Consider the following 18793-nt stretch of genomic DNA (forward strand, 5'->3'; position numbering starts at 1 on the left):
ATGAAGGTTGTAATCGTAGAAGATGAACTTGCGGCAAGCGATAATTTAAAGTATCTGTTAAACGTCATTGACCCTGATATTGAGGTAGTGACCGTATTAGATACCGTAAAATCATGCATCGCCTACTTTTCGAAACCAAGTGATGCGGCTTTGATTTTTATGGACATTCATTTGGGCGATGGTCTTAGTTTTGAGATTTTTGACCATGTTTCCGTAAACATTCCCATCATATTTACGACCGCTTATGATGAATATGCACTAAAAGCCTTTACCGTAAACAGCATCGATTATATTTTAAAACCGGTACTTCAAGAAGAACTCTCCAAAGCCCTGGACAAATTTAGAAACCTTACTAATGCACAATCCTTGTCCAAGACAGACCTTACGGATGTGCTACATTTATTAAAAGGGCAGCAGAAAACGTACAAGGCGAATTACTTGATTGCGCATCGTGATGAATTGATTCCTATTAAAACGGAAGACATCGCCTACTTTTATATTGATACGGGAATAGTCAAAGTCGTAACCCATCAGAATAAAGTGTTTTCGATGGATAAAAAACTAGAGGACTTAGAACATGAATTAAACCCTGCCCAATTTGATAGAGCGAATCGTCAGTTTATCATCAATAGGAATGCCATCGCAAAAATCAAAACCTATTTTGGCGGAAAGCTCATTGTGAATGTAAATCCACCTACTTCAGAACGTATTGTAGTGAGCAAAGCTAAAGCGACGCAGTTTAAGAATTGGGTGAATTCTTAGAAACGTATTTCATCATTTCTGTGATTAGCAAACCCCATTAACAATCATCCAAAAACACCCAATAAGAATTTAATAATCAAGGCATTGGAGAGGTCTATAAAAAAAGCACCAACCAGTGGCACCACAATGAATGCCTTAGGTGAACCACCGAACTTTTTGGTAACTGCCGTCATATTTGCAATTGCAGTGGGAGTAGCTCCTAGCGCCAGTCCAGCGTATCCCGCACTCATCACCGCCGCATCGTAATCTTTGCCCATAACACGGAAAACAACCACGATTACGAAAGTGGAAATCACCACGAGTTGTGCAAAAACAATGAGAAGTAATGGGCCTGCCAAATCGGTGAGTGTCCATAATTGAAGACTCATTAGTGACATTGCTAGAAAAAGTCCCAAAGACAAATCAGATGCCATGGCAAGGGCTTTTGATTTTTCAGGTTGCCAATCGAATTTTTTGAAAAAGACAGGAATCAAATTCGTAACGATAATACCCGCAAACAAAGCTGTGACAAAAGAAGGAAGGGAAAGCCCCATCCATGTGAGTAGTTCATTAATGGCTATACCTAATCCCGCAGTTGAGAAGATGAAGTATATCATCTGCAAAACATTATTGTAATTCATCTCAACGTTATCGCCTTTGCCATGACGAACACCTACAGCAACGGGCTTTTCTTCGGTTGGTTTTAACTGGTATCTTTTTATTAGAAATTTGGCGATGGGGCCTCCTATGAATCCACCTAAAACCAAACCAATCGTTGCGCAGGCGATACCCATTTCCATGGCATTCGAAATGCCAAAATCATTTTGAAAAGTAGGCACCCAAGCAATGGTAGTGCCGTGACCTCCACTAAAGGAAACTGAACCTCCCAAAACACCTGTTACACTTGGTAACTCGGTAAGATACGCAATACCCACACCCGTAAGATTTTGGATAAAAAGATAACTTACCGCTAACACTAAAAGCAGCACTAATGATTTACCTCCTTTTAATAGGGTTTTCAGTCTTGATGAAAGTCCAATAGTTATAAAAAAGATGATGAGTAGGGCATCTCTTAATTCCAATGCAAAGCTGACCTCAATGCCTGTCGCGGCATATAACATACCAAAAAATATAGAAAAGATAACACCCCCCGTTACCGGCTCAGGAATATTGTAGGCTCTAAAAAAGGAAATTTTCTTGTTGAGATATTTTCCTAAAAATAAAACCAAACAAGCAATGACGATGGTGTCTCTGGGGCCTATTTGCATAAATTATTTGGGAGCTATAATTCCGTCCGTAATCAATTGGTTCACCATTCTTTTGGTAAAACTTTCAGACGCATTTTGCAACGAAGCAGGTTCTATAAGTGACGATTGTCCTGTCCAGACCATGGTTTCTTTTCCTTTGTGCAAATCACCTTTTACATTGTAAAGTATGGCTTCTATCAGATATGATTTTTCGGTCGTATAGTACCCTGGCGTATTAAAACTTTGGTATCCTCTAACAATATATTCGCCAACTCTGTAATACGAAGGCACATAAAGCGTCTCTCCAGGTTTATATCGGTCCGTTTCTTTTGAATTGATAAGCGCCATGGTGATAACGCCATCCAAATTATTTTCTTTTATGATTTTGATGTACTCCTCAGCGGTTCTTATTTCTTCAGTTCCACCAGGAGGAAACATCAAGATGCCTTCTACTGCATTTATGCCTTGCTCTTTTAATAAGGCAACCGCATCTTTCTCAAAAGTATTGCGCGCGGTAAGGTCTTTACCGATACCAATTACTGCTATTTTGGAATAGCCTCTATCTTGATAGGTTTCTTTGGTCCAAGTAGAACCCATTTTAGCGGGACCACATGCTTGCTGTAAGCCCATTGCAAACAATATACTTAAGGCAGCAAGCGTTCGTAGAAATTTCTTTTTCATTTTGTTTTTTTTGCAATTTAGGTCGTGAATTGAAGCTTTGCAAGATTAATTCAAATTTTGATTTCATCTCCTTCACGAGCAAAAAAGCAATTTTTAAATATAGCCTGACATTTCTTTTCTTCCGCCCGAATAAAATCGTCATTATGCTCTGGGTCATGATGGGTCATATATAGTTTTTTGACTCCGGCCAATTGGGCAACTTCGATAGCCTGTTCCCAGCTACTGTGTCCCCAACCTCTATAGTTCGGGAGCTCTTCGGGCGTGTATTGTGCTTCATGAATCAGGACATCAGCATCTTTTGCAAAATCGATTACATTTTCATCTAAGCTATCTCCATGTTCAATATCAGTACAATAGACAAAGATTTTTCCATTGACCTCTAAACGGTAACCATGAGCACCTCCGGGGTGCGAATGTGCATTGGAGAGTAATCTACCCGTGCTACCATCTTTAAATACTTCTTCATTGGTTTTCTTCAAATGAAATCTAAAATTTGCACCCATATTATCAAGATTAACCGGGAAATAAGTGCTTTCCATTTGATGTGAGAAAATTGATTTAAGGTTAGTGATATCTAAATCGGCACCCATAGCAATAATATCGATATTTTTAGAAGCATCATAGGCTGGACCAAAAAAGGGAAACCCTTGTATATGATCCCAATGGAAATGGGAAAAGGCCATTACAATTTTATCTTCGGGATTGAAAGCGCGTTGCATTAACTCCTTTCCCAATTTTCGAATACCCGTTCCGGCGTCAAAAATCAATACATCACCTTCCTTACTATCATCCATAACCGCAACGCAGGTGGTGTTGCCTCCAAATTCTTGAAATCCACTTTCACAGACGGGTATGGAACCCCTTGCGCCATAGAATTTTATTATCATTAGTCCGAATTTTGAATTGAAACCTATTATATAACAAGATAAAAATTTATATGGGGATACCATAGTTCTTATTTTCGTAGCATCATTGATTTAACTATTTTTACAGGGTATGCAAGTCGATTCCTCAAGAATTCCTCATTTCTTAAAGTTCCATTTTTGTTTTTCATTGCTGTTGTTTGGCATGTTTGGACTTCAGGCTCAGGACACTTCCATCACTAGTGATTCGCTAACAACTCCCTTTCGAGAAGGAAGATGGCTAACGGGACTATCAGGTAGTATAAGCTCAAATACCAATAAAACAGACGCATCTGAAGCGAAAACAGTTACCAATGAATTTGGGCTGAACTTTTCCACAGGAAGGTTTATCAAAGACAGATGGCTTTTAGGAGGAAAAATAAATGCGGATAGGGCAAGTTCAGCAGGTAGTGTTGACCGTACTACCGAGTCTTTGTTTATTGGTCCATTTGTTTCCCATTATTTATCGGCTAATGACCGTGGGTCGCTATTTACGACCTTATCTACTGGGTATGTGCGCTATCGTGAAGAAACACAATTGAACACACTTCTAGCACCTACTGAACTTTCATCAGAAGGGGGAGGTTTCGGGGCACTTGTAGGTTTGGGCTATTCGTATGTCATTCACGACAAAATTGCTTTTGATATTGGATTTAATCTAAACCTCTTTTGGATTGGAGTTGACCAAGAAGAATTACCATCGGGTATGGTGAGTTCTCAAGATTTAACGGTCAGTAATATCGCGTTCACTTTTGGGTTTAATGTTCTTTTAGATGATTTCTTTTTTTAATGAAAAACGTTTATAAAATATGCTTTTTCTTAATGGTATTCCCCGTGTTCTTAATTGGTCAGGGAAGGGAAGAAGGTTTCATACAAACTGACACCATTGGTAAACAAAAAAACATAAAGCTCATTGCGCTACCAATAGCTTTTTACACACCAGAAACAAAATTTGGAGTAGGTGGTGGTGGACAATTATTTTTACTGAACAATACCAATCAATACAATCAGAGACTTTCTAATATTTTGTTTAGCGGAATCTATACCACAGCTGGGCAGATAATGTTCAATATAACACCGCAAGTCTATTTAGGAAAAGGAGATTACTTTATAGATGCAGATTACTTGTTTGAAATCTACCCAAATTCCTTTTGGGGTATTGGACCAGAAACACCTGAGGAAAACCTAGAAAATTACAACCAAACCACACATAAGCTGAAAATTAGTTTTTTGAAACGATTACCACCTGATTTGAACTTTGGCTTTACGTATAATTTTGCCAATCATCAGGTTACCGAAGTCCAAGAGGATGGCTTGCTCGATTCTGGAACTATTTTAGGTTTTGACCGCACCGTTATAAGTGGCTTGGGTGCCGAATTCAATTTGGATACAAGAACTAATACCACTTCCCCTACCGATGGACAGTTATTTCAAATTGGCGCGCATTTTTCGAGCGAAATATTAGGCGCGACACATAGTTTCAATAAGTTCACACTCGATTTACGTAACTATGAACCCTTGGGCAAAAGGAGCACCTTGGCTACACAAGTTTATATTGAGAATAATTATGGGGATGTCCCTTTTCAAGGGATGGCGTTTTTTGGTGGAAGCAGTAGTGCCAGAGGTTATTTCTATGGGCGTTTCTTGGATAAGAACATGTACGTTATTCAAGCGGAATACCGCTATCGTTTAAAACCAAGATGGAGTTTAGCGGCCTTTGGATTAGTAGGCAGTGTAGCTGGAGATGCTTCGGACCTTTTAAAATTTAATTCGGTTAAACCGGGCTATGGTGCCGGTGTTCGATTTAAGATATTAAAGGAACAGAACACTTGGCTAAGATTAGATATCGGTAGTGGAAAAGATGGTCAAAATGGAATTTATTTTGGAGTTAACGAAGCTTTTTAAAAAATGAATTATGAAAAATACACTTAAACTTATTTTACTATCCTTAGTATTTCAATCTGCTTTTTTAGTTAACGCACAAGAAATCGACCTAAATTATGGCTATCAATTCGGTACCAAGTTTAGTGGAGATACTGATTATTTGAGTATCGATGCAGGAAACCAATTAGGGGTCTCTTTCGGATGGTCATTTTTAGACAATACTGTTGCCCAGATTACATATAATCGTCATTCTTCTGCTTTATTGATTAAGGATAGTGATGTAAGTCCTACGGAATCAAAGCTTGCCGATTTAACAGCAAACTGGATTATGTTAACAGGTGTCTATTACTTCTCTGATGGCAGTATTACTCCATTTGTAGGCGGCGGAGCGGGCTACGCTTTCGTCAATTTTGAGAATGAAAACAGAGCTATAGTTGATGGAGGTATTGATACCGCCACGAGAATTGCTTTTTCTTTGAAAGGTGGTGTAACTTTTTGGCTAGGCGAGCACATCGGTTTAAAGGCTCAGGCTGATTTATTTCTCCCCTTAAACGGCTTTAATTTAGATGCCATCTTCAATGAAGACTATGAAGGATTTAAATCTGCAGAAAATATTAGACCTATATCACCCTATCTTGGATTAAATGCGGGTCTGGTTTTTAGAATTTGATTCGCATTACAAAAGATAGATGTATGGGATTTTTCTATTTTAGCATCTTCGGATTCGGATAGTTATCAGATTGGTCTTCAACTGTTTCGTCCATACAGACAAAATCTTTTTCAAGTTTTAGTTCTAGCTTTTCACCAAACTCTAAAGTTTGTGAATGGTAAAAACCTACTTGGTCGTTCAAATGCCAATCGCTTAGTATGGATTTAGGAATGAATAGGATTATTCCTAAGTTTAAGAAAGAGGCATGTAAATTATCGTATTTATCAGAAACCTTAACGGCATACACGAAATTCGATTCATCAAATGCGGTTTTCTCTCGTGCTATTCCTTTTTCGCATAAGTTCTGAACTTCTGTTTTGGCCAGTCGAAAGCGAACTGAATTTCCTTTTATTCTAATTTTCATACGGTTGCAGGTCTATTTGGCCGTTTCAGTTTTTACGGCCTCTTTTTTCTTATAACGCAATTTACCTAATTCAATGCCAATAGAGGTCTTGGCAAGCATTGTAAAAATAAAAGCACCCATTGCCCAAATGCCTAAGGAAACCCAAATCTCTACCCATGTAGGCGTATATTCCGCAATTTTTCCATAAGGTCCAGGGATGAATCCTGGGACGATAAGTCCAAAACCTTTTTCTATCCAAATGGCAACAAATAGCATAAAGCAGCAGACGTAAAGTACGTTCAAATTATTCCGAAGTTTATGGAAGGTCAACATCACCGTTGCTAATACATTTAGAGGAATAGCCGTCCATATCCAAGGTAATAAAGCTGTTTTACCATCCAATCCGAAGAAAAGATAATACGCACTTTCGCTATGATGGGTAGGGGCATAGAACTCTTTAAACAGTTCTGAAACCAACATGATAAGGTTGATTTGCGCTGCAACCGTAACGATTAGTGCTATTTTTTTGATGGTTTTGTCTTCAATTTTAAATTCTGAAAATTTGCGAATAGCTGCCAATACCAAAATTATCAGCGCAGGACCTGCAGCAAAAGCAGAGGCTAAAAAGCGAGGACCTAAAAGGGCATTATTCCAAAACGGTTTGGCTTGAAGTCCTTGATATAAAAATGCGGTAACTAAGTGAATACCCACAGCCCAAAGTACAGACAGAATTGCACCAGGAATGTACACCCTGGCTTTGGCTTCTTTTCCTTGATAATGCCGAAATAGAATGTACAAAGGAATACTGATATTAATAAAAAGGTATCCGTTCAATGCAATTACATCCCAAGCCAGCATAGAACTTGGAAAATTAAAAACACCAATCCCCGGAAACATATGCCATAATACAGAAGGTCCTCCCATATCGGCAACCACAAAAGCCAAACACATCACTAAAGCCGCAACGGCAAGCCCTTCTCCAATCAATACTGCTTGTTTAAAATCAATATCATGTAAAACATAGGTCGGCATGACTAACATAACGGCGGCGGCGGCAACCCCTACCAGAAAAGTGAAGTTAGAAATGTAAAGCCCCCAGCTCACCCTGTCTGTCATTCCAGTAGCGCTCAAACCTTCATCTAATTGTATGGAATAAAAGTACATGCCAATAAGCATAATCAGCGTTAGAAAAAACATCCAAACATGATATGCCCTTGAGCCATGGGTTAAGTACCCAAGGCTATCTTTTACCATACTTATAAAAGCTCTAAATGTTTCCATTTACTTTACCTTTTTACTAATCCATAAAATACCAGAACTTAGGTTCTGTACCTAAATCCTCTTTTAATCGAAACACTTGCTTATTTTCTAAAACCCATCGAATCGTACTGTCTGGGTCGAGTAAATTTCCAAATATTCTTGCTCCCGTTGGGCAAGCCTCCACACAAGCTGGGTCTTTTCCTGACCTAGAGCGTTGAATACAAAAAGTACATTTTTCCATAACACCCTTTTTTCGCATACGGTTACCCAAATAATGTTGGTTTTTATTTACTTCCGCTTCAGGTACTTCGGGTTTACTCCAGTTAAAGCGTCTACCATCGTAGGGGCAAGCAGCCATGCAATAGCGGCAACCAATACACCAATCATAATCGATGACCACCAGACCATCTTCTTCGCGCCATGTAGCTTCTACTGGGCATACATCAACACAGGGTGGTTCATCACAATGAAAACACTGCGTTCCCATATAAAAATGTCCCGCAGCGGGTACTTCATGATAAAAATTATCATCAGCATCATGGAACTTAAAACCCTGACCATCTTTCATTTCATGAATTCGGATATACTCCATCTCTGAATTCCGATCCTGATTATTTTCTTCTACACAAGCACTGACACAATTCATATAGCCTTGACACTTGGAAATATTAAAGGCATAACCAAAGAGTACATCTTTTGCAGCGTCAGTAGCGGACATTTTTATGTTTTCCTTTTTTCGGAGTTGATACGAGCGCACCAATCGGTCAACAGTCGCTTGTTTCTCTTCCTGGGTCATGAGTTTGTAGTTTCCTTTAAACTGCTCCTCCCAATCTATCTGTGCTTTCTCTTTGGTTTCATCTCCTGCAATTGGGCTACACGAAGTTTGTACTGCTCCAGCACCTATGAGTAAACTAGCGGTTAGTTTTCGAAAGGCAGTTCTTCTATCCATTTTGACATCAAAAACCTGTTGAAAACCATCCTTTTTGGTTTCACCAACCATAGTACCTTCCACGGCTGCATCAAACTCATCTGCCGTAATGGAATATTCACTTTTTGGCATTGTAGTTTTTCCGTGAGACCCACAGCCACCAGACGTACTACCACAACCACAACTAGAAGCTACAGGTTCTTGTTTTGGTGGAGCACTATGAGAGCCGCAACCACCTGAAGTACTCCCGCAACCGCAGCCCGAAGTTTCCGCAACTACTGCTCCCTTCTTTAATCCGAAATCCATTGTAAACCATTTCTTCTTCTCTGCCATGTTGCAATTTTTTTGGTAGCTATTCTCTTTGTTTTTCTTTTTTGGTACTAAACCTAACCGGCCATTTCGATGCTATTTGTGGAGCATGCGGATTATGACAATTTACACAGGTCATCGCCGCTCTTGGTGTTGACCAACCTCCAATATTTTTACCGTGTGCGCCTCCTTTCCAATCTTCAAACTGACTGGAATGGCATTGAGCACATAGTTGATAACTATTATTAAAATCAATATTGTTCCCTGTTAGACTGTTTAAGTTATTCATGTCATTACCATTGTGGCAACTCGCACAATTCATAGCATTTTCATTGGCATGATTTAGTTTGATATCCCAATGGGCTTTCTGAATTTCCGAACCATTTTGCATTGTGCTCAAAGGCTTTGAATGGCATTCAATACAAGCGTATGATTTGATTTGACTCTTACGTTCAGGGATTAAAAAAGTATGGTCACCTTCGGTAATTTCAATGGTATTGATATCACCGATATAGCTTTCAGAAGAAATATCGGTACCGTGATACTTCTTGCTTTCTTCCTCAATTTTTTCATTGAGGCTATGGTATTCTCCTTCTTTGTGCTTGCATGAAAAAACACAGCAGATGATTACCAATCCATATAGTAGTCTTCGTACTTTCATTGTGTATTGGTATTTGTTCGTACGAACAGTTCTACATTTTCAATTTCTTGCTTCAATGGTACATGACATTGACGACAATTCACACGCTCAGGGTGGTCGACCCAAAGCTCCTTTACTGCTGCAGGACCAGCATGGCAAGACAGGCAATTTTCTCGCATTTGTAATTGATGAGGTATCGCCGGTGGACTTCCAGGCAACGCATTATTGTTACCAACCTCTGGGGCGGATTTCTTGTAAAAATTATTTGCTGCAAATAGCGTTTGCGTTTGCTGCTCAGCATGACATTGCTTGCAATTGACCATTTCAGGATGCGGCGTAACTGGTGCATAGGCATTGAACTTTTCTACAAAACCTCCATTTTGATGGCACTGCAGACAGACATTACCGCCCATACCGAGCTTTTCTTTTACAGGATGCGGAATACTAGGTGGTGCACCAGGGTATGCTCTATTGTCATAATAGGTTTCTAGGGTTCGTTGATGATTCTCATCTCTAGGCATGTTTAAATAATCTAGCGCATATTCAGCCCGTTCAAAAACTTTCTTCTCCGATGGAATGATGGGAATTTCTTTTACATCTCCAATAGGAATGTAAGCTTCTTCCAAACCTTTGTAGTAACTATAGGTCCAATTGATTAAAAACCCAATGAACAGGAGAACCAAAATCGATATGATGCCGAGTCTTTTTTTCACAGTTAGGCTTTTTCAATATTTACAGCACATTTCTTATAATCAGGCTCTTTGGAAATCGGACAAAAAGAGTCTAAGGTGATATCATTGATAAGCATTTTTTCATCAAAAAATGGCACGAATACTTGCATTGGCGCAGGCACTCCTCTTTCATTGACAGAGGCTGGTAGAGTAATTTCCCCACGTCGAGTGGTCAATTTGACCATATCTCCTGTTCGTATTTGTAGCCGTTTTGCATCCCCAGGATTCAACTCTACATAGGCATGTGGCATGGCTTGATGTAATACCGGTATTCTTCTGGTCATCGAACCGGTATGCCAATGTTCAACAACACGACCTGTACCTAACCAGTATGGATATTCGGCATCTGGTTCTTCCGCTGCGGGTTCATATGGGCGTTGCCAGATGACTGCTTTACCATCTTTTTTTCCATAGAAATGAAAGTCCTTACCATTGGTACAAGCGGGGTCATATTTGGCATTAAATCGCCATTGGGTTGATTTCCCATCTACATAAGGCCACATTGCTCCGGATTGTACTTTTAATACCTCTAGTGGCGCCATATTATGTTTCTTACCCTCATGATGCTTCCGATATTCGGTATATATTTCTTCAATATGGGTTTCATCTTTGTAGTAGAATTGCTTTTCAAAGCCCATTCGTTTTGCGACTTCCAAAAGCTGCATGGTATCGCTCATAGCTTCCCCAGGAGGTTCAAGCATTTGTTCAAAATATTGGGTTCTTCGTTCGGAATTTCCATACATTCCTTCACGTTCTATCCACATAGCAGATGGTAAAATAACATCCGCGATATCAGTTGTTGGAGTAGGGTAGATATCTGAAACTACAATGAAGCGACCTTCCTTTTTAGCACCATCGCGATAGCGTTTTAATTTCGGCATAGTCACCATCGGATTGGTCACTTGAATCCACATAAAACGAATATCACCTCTATCCAAGGCACGAAACATTTCCACAGTATGGTAAGTGGGTTTCGGGTCAATATTTTCTACAGGAACATCCCATATTTTGGCAGCAAACTCGCGATGTTTTTTATTCATGACCACACCATGTGGTAACTTATGCGTTAAGGTACCGACTTCGCGAACCGTTCCACAAGCGCTGGGTTGCCCTGTTAATGAGAATGGACTATTGCCTGGACTTGAAATTTTACCAGTTAACAGATGAATATTATAGATGATGTTATTCATCCAAGTACCGCGAGAGTGTTGATTTGGGCCCATACACCAAAATGACATCACTTTGGTATTAGGGTCACCGAAATGTGTAGCTAAATATTTGATATCCTTAATGGATACGCCCGATATTTTTGAAGCCTTTTCTGGAGTATAATCTTCTAAAAAAGTTTTGTAATCTTCAAAGGCAATCGCTTCTGGCTTGTCTGTGAATTTGTAATTATCTTCAAGACCATAACCCATTTTAGTGAGTCCTTTGCTAAAATTACAGTGCTCTTCCACAAAGGCCTTATTCATCCAGCCATTCTTGATGATTTCATAGCAAATGGCATTTCCAACGGCTAAATCGCTTTGCGGATTGAAAATTATGGATTTATCCGCAGCCATACTAGTACGTGTAGTGCGCGTAGCAAAATCAATGATTTTCACGCCTCGTTTTTGGCGTTGGTCTAATAGCCTTGAGAACAATACCGGATGCATTTCAGCCATATTATTTCCCCAGAGCACAAAAGTGTCTGCATAATCGATATCCTCATAACAACCCATGGGCTCATCGAGACCGAAAGAAGTCAAAAAGCCTGTAACCGCTGTTGCCATACACAAACGCGCATTCGCTTCTACGTTATTGGTGCCAATACAACCTTTAAAGAGTTTGGAGGCTACATACCCATCCGGAATCGTCCATTGTCCTGAGCCATAAATGGAAACAGCATCTTTGCCATGGTCTTTGATGGTTTCCTGCATTTTGGAAGCCACCAAATCCAAAGCTTCTTTCATAGAAGTCTCTACGTACTTCCCATTCTTTTTGACCAAAGGTTTGGTCAATCTGTCCTCACCATATAATGCTAATATGGAATGATATCCTTTCACGCAGCACAATCCCTTATTAACTGGGGATTTTGGGTCTCCTTTTACAGCAATTGCTTTACCATTTTCAGTTCCTATTAGCACGCCGCAACCTACTCCACAAAAACGGCAGGGGGCTTTTTTCCAATCCAGATTAGCGCCTGCCGGAATTCCTCGTTCTTGCTCTTCAGCAAATACGATTCCTGGAAACATTCCTGCAGCAGCAGTCATGGCAGATAAAACAGCCATTTTTTTAATAAAATCGCGCCTATTTGTGTGAACGGATTTGTACATAATATTACTTTTTTGGAGTATCAAAGCCTGAAACCAATGCCATAAGCTTTACCTCGTTAATGCTATCCAATTTTTCTTTAAGTACTTCTTCTTCCTGTTTTGAATCAGTTTCGGTTACCAAAATCAAAACATCTTTATTTTCTGCGGGAAGCACTTCGCATTGTTCTATTTCTGAGAGAACATTTGCCAACTCCATCTTTTTTCCTTCCTGAGGATGTACCAAATAACTTTTTATTGGCATAGTATCTACTCTTTTTTGGTTTGAAATAGGGTTGGTTTTATGGTAACCATTGCCCACGCCCAGTAATTTGAATTATCATCAAAATTATTCTTCAAAAATTCCATTCCCTCGGACGCGAATAAATGGGAATATCCTGCTTTAATATTGATGTCTTTTTTAAAATTGTAGTTCAATACAAAATCAGCTTCAACACCCAATTGGTTAGTGTCTGTTCCTTGCAAATCTGCAGCGGTTGAAAAATTATGGATACGGGCGTTTAGAGATGTTTTCTCTCCCAAACCTAGTATTGCACCGACATATAAATCCGTTAGGCCTACATTATTGCCATGATTTCCAACGAAAAAATAATCCATTAAACCATTGAATTTATGGTTAGTGCCATAGAATGGGGTAAATGCTTTATTCTCTCCGTTGGAAGGTGCTCCGTTATCATTACCACTCAATACTTCTCCACCAACAATTAAAGAAAACTTTGGCTTTAACTTATAACTAGCTTCTAGTGAAAGTAAATATGCACTTACGTCATTATTGTTTACGTCGTTTCCAAATTGATAATAGAGGTTAGAGGTAAGTCCTAATTTTTGCTTGTTATACTTTAGATGTGAGCCTATGGTTTGGCTATAACGGGTTTCGCTATTATCTACATCCACCACATCAATAAATTGCAAGCCATTATTTAGAAAAAGAAAACTAGCCGAGAATGATTCCCAACCTTGGTGAAACCATCCATATTGAAGACTCTTATATGTATTTGCCGTGGTAAGAATATTACCCGTATTTGATTCGCCATCTTGATTAAAAGCAGCTCCTATTTGTAATACTGAGTTATTCTTGTGATACTTAAATACAGCCATATCATGACTTCTGGCCTGTTGCGCCCACGCTACACTTCCAAAAATGCGCTGGTCGTCTAAATCCAAAGCCTGTCTTCCTAGTTTAAGTGATGTTTCTGGAGAAAATAACAGTTCACCCCAAGCCTGAAAAATACCGAAACCATTACGGTCTGCTCGATTCAATTGCGGTACATCGCCCCAAACACGTATATCTTGTACACTTAAATAAAAGTTGAGATAGTCGTTTTTGTAACCTGCGTTTAAACGCGTACGCTGTGATACAAAAGCAGAAGCATCAGTATTGTTTGGAAAAAGACTTCCAAAACCATGACGATATTCAAACCGTGGCCGTAATTCCGCATCTATTTTTACTTGCGCAAGCGCAGAAGTACAAAATGATAGTGAAAAAACAAGTAGTGCTAAATAGTGTTTCATTAATTGGCGGTTGGTAATCTGCGGGGAGCCTTTAAGATAAGAAATTTCCATGATTTATACTTGATTTTTGGATTACATTCTTCAAATGTAGAAGTCCGTTTCAACTATAAACATGACAAAAGTCAGCTTTCGAAAACAGCTTGAAAATGCTCGAATTAGTTAAAAATAAATCTGAAGTTGCTTTAGCAAATTTTAAAATAGAATCTACCTAGTATAAAGCTTGTGCTAACTACGAAAAATAGTTTTCACACTTTGCTAAAACTTATTTTATGACCAAATATAATCTAGAAACTTATTGATTGATATTGGTAATACCATCCACAAAAGCATCAAGGTCAACACCTTCTTGCATCATTTTTATGGACTTATCAGCGATATAAGAAACGTTTTGATGGGTAAAGCCCATGCCTTTTCCCATACGTTCTAGCCATGACTTTTGTTCAGCGCCTGTAATGGAATCATCTTCACATACCAATTGCGTTAAAGTATATAAGTTTTGCAATTTCATTTTGTTTGTGGGTATCATTTCTAATGGATAGGACAGGTAGTTGGCCATAATACCATCATATTCAGAAACTGACATCCCTAATTTTGTGGCGAGATGGCTTAGAAAGCCTTTTTCAGATTCAGTAGCATCTCCATCGCGCATGGTGATTTTTACAAGGGCAGCAAATTCATTGTGGTATTGATTCTGTTCTTTATCCATAGCGTGTTTCTTATTTCTACTAAAAATAATAAATATCAAATCGTTTTAAAAAGTAAGGACGAAATATTTGACTCTCTATGAGTCGTTTTTGGCACTTTTTTGATTGATGAACTTCCCCACAACAACGGCGGTAATCACAACAAGATAAAACTGACCTATTAAGCCGATTAATATGGAAGCTTTCTGGGCAAGAGGCGTGATTGGCAAAATATCTCCATAACCAATAGTCATCATGGTAATGAAACTAAAATACATGAGTTGCTCCGTAAGGGTATTTGGCAGTGTTTCTTGTTGACTTAACAAGCCGCCCCGAAAAGAATCTGGGTTTGCTATTTCAATACTCATACAAATGAAAAAACCTATCAATCCAAGCGATATAAAACCACTTACCATACCGTAGATTACTTTTTTATCGACTGTATCCGATTGCCAAACCTGTTTGATAATTTCGTAAGTAACCGCCAAATAGAAAGCAAAATAGATTCCGAATTGCATATAGCTCGTAAATAGCGGCATTTCACCACTTGCCTGAGTTAAGGCGAAAATCACACTACTGGCAATCAATAAAATCAAGAAAAACCAGAACAAATCCTTTCGCTTCGATATCAAAATGATACCGGCAATTAGATTTAGCAAAAAAAAGATAGGTCCAATACTTTTTTCAAAAACTTCCCCTTGAATGAACAATGAACCAAATAAGACCGCTATCTGTGTGATGAAGAAAAACTCAAAACGATATGAATACAGTTTTTTGAACATCTCTTAGTCTAATAAGGCTTCGTTAAATTGGTATCCTTTGTAATCGACTTTATACAGTACACTATAAAAAGCGGGAATAAATAATAAGGTAATCACTGTTCCAAATAAGAGACCTACCATAATAGTTACCGCCATAGGTTCCCACATTTCGCCTCCTCCTAAATACAATGGGATTAAACCCAATACCGTAGTAAAGGTTGCCAACAGTATCGGTCGAAAACGTTGCAAGCAGGCGGCGATAATAGCGTCCTGCGGTTTGCGTTTGATTTCGTTTTCTTCTATTTCTATTCTATCTACCAATACAATGGCATTGTTAATTACAATCCCCGCAAGGGAAATTACTCCTAAAAATGCCATAAATCCGAAGGGGACATTGAAAATTAGAAGACCCAATACCATACCAATAACTCCCAAAGGAATGGTGCAAACAATCATTACTGTTTTACGGAAAGAGTTAAACTGAATAATCAATAACATCACAATAATAAAAGCGGATAAGGGCAGATAACTAGCGACTGCACCCATATTTTCAGCAGTGCTTTCAGCATCACCCCCTAATTTATAACTGTACCCTTGACCCCAAGATGCAGCCTGTTCTTCTAACCATGGACTAATTTCTGCTGTGATAGCAGAGGCATTTCCATCTGCATTTAACTCACTTGTAACGTTTATTGTGCGCGTCAAATTCAAGCGCTTAATTCTGGTGTACTGCCATTGCGGAATTAGGGAGGCCACTTGCAGCAACGGTACACTTTTACCTGAACTCTGTGCATAAATATTTAGCGTTTCCAAGGATGCCAAAGACTGTTGTTGGTTTTGGTCGCTTAGCATTACGATTGGAATGGACTTGTCATTCTCCCGATATTCACCTGTTCTAAAACCGTCTAATACGGTTTGTAAAGAGGTGGCAATATCTTGATTGGTCACTCCCGCAAGCTGCGCCTTATTTTGGTCGATATCAATTATGAATTTCTTTCCTTTTGGTCCCCAGTCATCTTTGATGTTCTTGGTACCCGAAATACTGAATAGTTTTGACTTTATGATTTCAGATATTTCCGCTAATTTATCGGGGTCATCACCAGAAACCTTTATTTCTATTGGCGTTCCACCACCACCAGAGCCTAAAAGGCCTACTTTAATATCTGCATTTGGGAAGGATGCAAAACTGAAAGAATCCAGCTTTCTAACCATTTCATTGTTGACCAAGAAATTAGAGGTGTTGATTAAGATGTGCGCATAATTAGAATTCGCTTCATCAGGATTATAACCTAAATCATAAGCAGATGGTCCCTCACCAATATAGGCTGACCAATCTACAATTCCGTCAGATGCAGTTTCAGAAACTTGAAGTTCATTTTTCATAAAGGCCTCTATCGCAGCAACCATTTCTTGGGTACGTTCAATTTTGGTGCCTTCAGGAAGGTTGATATCTGCCGTTATCATATTCCTATCACTGTCTGGGAAGAATACAAAAGCCAATAAACCAAAGCCTAAAATGGATAAAACGAACATTCCCACAATGGCAACAAGAACGGTGCGTTTCCATGACAAAGCGACGAGAATTAAATCCTTGTACTTGGACTTTAATCCATTAATCATTCGGTCAAGGAAACTAACTTTTCCATCTTCTTGTTTCTTTACTTTAAGGAAGAAAACGCAGAATAGAGTTATAATACTTAGAGCGATTATCCATGAGGATAATAGGGCTATGGTAATGACCACGAAAATGGGTCCCATAATATCGCCCATCACGGATTCGGCCATATAAAAAGACAGAAACGCTGCTGATGTTGTCAGCGTAGAAATTAATAGGGGCGTAAAGAGTTCGGAACAGGAATCAATAGCTGCTTTTTTGACATCTGCACCATTTTCCAGTTTCACCATGACGGACTCCGCCACTACAATGCCATTATCGACCATCATTCCTAGGGCCATAATCAAAGCCGCTAAAGTGATTTGATTCAATCCCACATCAATTAAACCCATAATAAATAAGGTGGTAATCGTTACAATAGGAATCAAACTCGCAATTACCAAACCTGTTCTGAATCCAAGGAAAATGAGCATAACTGCTAAAACAATGCCTATGGACTGCAATAGGTTTCCAATAAAGTCGCTGATTTTTACCTCAATATAGGTATCTATAGAAGCTAATCTATTTACCTCAAGACCAACGGGAAGTTTATCTCTCCATTCGTTAAGTACAAAATCAAGTTCTTCCCCCAGTTTGATAATATTTGCACCTTTTTTCAATGATACATGAAGCGACAAGGCATCGGTACCATTGATACTTACAATTTGAGTGGGTGGATTAATATAACCCTTTCTAACATTTGTGATGTCTTTTAAGGGCACAACTTGGCCACCATCCCCAACAGGGATCAACATCTCTTCGATATCAGAGACATCATCAAAATTTCCGGTAGGTTCTAAAATGATACGTTCATCCTCAACATTGATTTGACCTCCAGAGCTTAAAATATTTGTAGTGCTAATTAAGTTTTTTAGACCATTAGAGGTCAGTCCGTAACTCTTTAGTTTGGTATTATCAAATTCTACAAATACACGTTCCTCCTGATCTCCGTTGATTTCAACCTTTGCCGCATCGGGCAGTTTGATTAAATCATCACGCATGTCATCTGCATACTCTTTCATTTCAGCAAATGAGAAACCATCGCTCGTTATACCGACCGCAATACCAAAAACCTCACCAATTCCATCATCTTTGAGCTGTGGTTGTACTCCGCTGGGTAAGCCTTGAATACTACTTAGTTTTCTTCGAAGTCTATCCCAAACAGCTTGTAAATCTTGAGGCTCAACTTGCATCACTAATTCTACATTAACTACTGAAAGCCCAGTTCTAGAAGTACTCGTCACCTTTTTTAGCTCAGGAAGTTCTTGGGCAACCTTTTCGATTTTATCCGTCACCAACTCCTCAACACGCTCTGGACTAGCACCAGGAAATGAAGAGACAATAGAAGCTACACGAATGGTATATGGAGGCATACTATCACGAGAAAGACTTTGATAACCGACCAATCCCATTAGCATTACCACTCCGAGAATGCTTAAAACAACACGATTATTATTAATTGAAAACTGCGTAAGATTCATAGGTTGGAAGTTTTA

General features: G+C 39.0%; 18 protein-coding genes. 4 read left to right on the plus strand and 14 right to left on the minus strand.

What is annotated here, in order from left to right; genetic code table 11:
• On the plus strand, positions 1-762 hold the full coding sequence (locus tag ACKWCD_RS01995; protein WP_413982247.1) for a LytR/AlgR family response regulator transcription factor: 762 nt from the start codon (positions 1-3) through the stop codon (positions 760-762).
• 44 nt (positions 763-806) lie between these two features.
• Here ACKWCD_RS01995 and gltS read toward each other — a convergent pair whose 3' ends face one another.
• The 3 genes from gltS to ACKWCD_RS02010 are packed head-to-tail and all read right to left on the minus strand — an operon-like array spanning position 807 to position 3556.
• A complete protein-coding gene (gene gltS / locus ACKWCD_RS02000) occupies positions 807-2009 on the minus strand; it encodes a sodium/glutamate symporter (protein ID WP_413982248.1) in 1203 nt (400 codons plus the stop codon).
• Between the two features lie 3 nt (positions 2010-2012).
• Positions 2013-2669, minus strand: a complete 657-nt coding sequence (locus ACKWCD_RS02005; protein WP_413982249.1) for a hypothetical protein — start codon at positions 2667-2669, stop codon at positions 2013-2015.
• Positions 2670-2719: 50 nt separating this feature from the next.
• Entirely contained in the window at positions 2720-3556 is an 837-nt protein-coding gene (locus ACKWCD_RS02010; RefSeq protein WP_413982250.1) for an MBL fold metallo-hydrolase, read from the minus strand.
• 109 nt (positions 3557-3665) lie between these two features.
• On the opposite strand from ACKWCD_RS02010, the gene ACKWCD_RS02015 reads away from it, so the two are divergent.
• Genes ACKWCD_RS02015 through ACKWCD_RS02025 form a run of 3 tightly spaced genes read left to right on the plus strand, consistent with a single transcriptional unit; the run spans position 3666 to position 6125 of the window.
• Complete coding sequence (locus ACKWCD_RS02015; protein WP_413982251.1) at positions 3666-4361, plus strand: hypothetical protein; 696 nt, start codon at positions 3666-3668, stop codon at positions 4359-4361.
• The gene (locus ACKWCD_RS02020) at positions 4361-5476 is read left to right on the plus strand and encodes a BamA/TamA family outer membrane protein (protein WP_413982252.1); all 1116 of its coding nucleotides are present in this window, start codon (positions 4361-4363) and stop codon (positions 5474-5476) included. The genes ACKWCD_RS02015 and ACKWCD_RS02020 overlap by 1 nt, the downstream gene beginning before the upstream one ends.
• A gap of 10 nt (positions 5477-5486) precedes the next feature.
• Complete coding sequence (locus ACKWCD_RS02025) at positions 5487-6125, plus strand: outer membrane protein (RefSeq protein WP_413982253.1); 639 nt, start codon at positions 5487-5489, stop codon at positions 6123-6125.
• A gap of 34 nt (positions 6126-6159) precedes the next feature.
• Here the strand turns inward: ACKWCD_RS02025 and ACKWCD_RS02030 are convergent, their stop codons facing one another.
• From ACKWCD_RS02030 to ACKWCD_RS02080, 11 genes are all read right to left on the minus strand, one after another.
• The gene (locus ACKWCD_RS02030) at positions 6160-6528 is read right to left on the minus strand and encodes a DUF7009 family protein (RefSeq protein ID WP_413982254.1); all 369 of its coding nucleotides are present in this window, start codon (positions 6526-6528) and stop codon (positions 6160-6162) included.
• Between the two features lie 12 nt (positions 6529-6540).
• Entirely contained in the window at positions 6541-7788 is a 1248-nt protein-coding gene (gene dsrP, locus ACKWCD_RS02035) for a sulfate reduction electron transfer complex DsrMKJOP subunit DsrP (protein WP_413982255.1), read from the minus strand.
• A 16-nt stretch (positions 7789-7804) separates the two neighbouring features.
• Positions 7805-9028, minus strand: a complete 1224-nt coding sequence (locus ACKWCD_RS02040) for a 4Fe-4S dicluster domain-containing protein (protein ID WP_413982256.1) — start codon at positions 9026-9028, stop codon at positions 7805-7807.
• 19 nt (positions 9029-9047) lie between these two features.
• The gene (locus tag ACKWCD_RS02045; protein WP_413982257.1) at positions 9048-9665 is read right to left on the minus strand and encodes a cytochrome c3 family protein; all 618 of its coding nucleotides are present in this window, start codon (positions 9663-9665) and stop codon (positions 9048-9050) included.
• The gene (locus tag ACKWCD_RS02050; RefSeq protein ID WP_413982258.1) at positions 9662-10357 is read right to left on the minus strand and encodes a nitrate reductase cytochrome c-type subunit; all 696 of its coding nucleotides are present in this window, start codon (positions 10355-10357) and stop codon (positions 9662-9664) included. The genes ACKWCD_RS02045 and ACKWCD_RS02050 overlap by 4 nt, the downstream gene beginning before the upstream one ends.
• Before the next feature lie 2 nt (positions 10358-10359).
• Positions 10360-12690, minus strand: coding sequence for a molybdopterin-dependent oxidoreductase (locus tag ACKWCD_RS02055; RefSeq protein WP_413982259.1), 2331 nt, complete (start codon positions 12688-12690; stop codon positions 10360-10362).
• Positions 12691-12694: 4 nt separating this feature from the next.
• Positions 12695-12931 carry a hypothetical protein gene (locus ACKWCD_RS02060; RefSeq protein ID WP_413982260.1) on the minus strand — a complete coding sequence of 79 codons (237 nt, stop codon included), beginning with the start codon at positions 12929-12931 and terminating at the stop codon, positions 12695-12697.
• Positions 12932-12936: 5 nt separating this feature from the next.
• Complete coding sequence (locus tag ACKWCD_RS02065; protein ID WP_413982261.1) at positions 12937-14199, minus strand: alginate export family protein; 1263 nt, start codon at positions 14197-14199, stop codon at positions 12937-12939.
• Between the two features lie 292 nt (positions 14200-14491).
• Positions 14492-14905, minus strand: coding sequence for a hypothetical protein (locus tag ACKWCD_RS02070; protein WP_413982262.1), 414 nt, complete (start codon positions 14903-14905; stop codon positions 14492-14494).
• A gap of 75 nt (positions 14906-14980) precedes the next feature.
• A complete protein-coding gene (locus ACKWCD_RS02075; protein ID WP_413982263.1) occupies positions 14981-15664 on the minus strand; it encodes an ion channel in 684 nt (227 codons plus the stop codon).
• A gap of 3 nt (positions 15665-15667) precedes the next feature.
• Positions 15668-18778, minus strand: coding sequence for an efflux RND transporter permease subunit (locus ACKWCD_RS02080; protein ID WP_413982264.1), 3111 nt, complete (start codon positions 18776-18778; stop codon positions 15668-15670).
• Positions 18779-18793 lie beyond the last annotated feature (15 nt).

Source organism: Maribacter taeanensis, assembly GCF_047345145.1.
In the GTDB taxonomy this organism is placed as follows: domain Bacteria; phylum Bacteroidota; class Bacteroidia; order Flavobacteriales; family Flavobacteriaceae; genus Maribacter_C.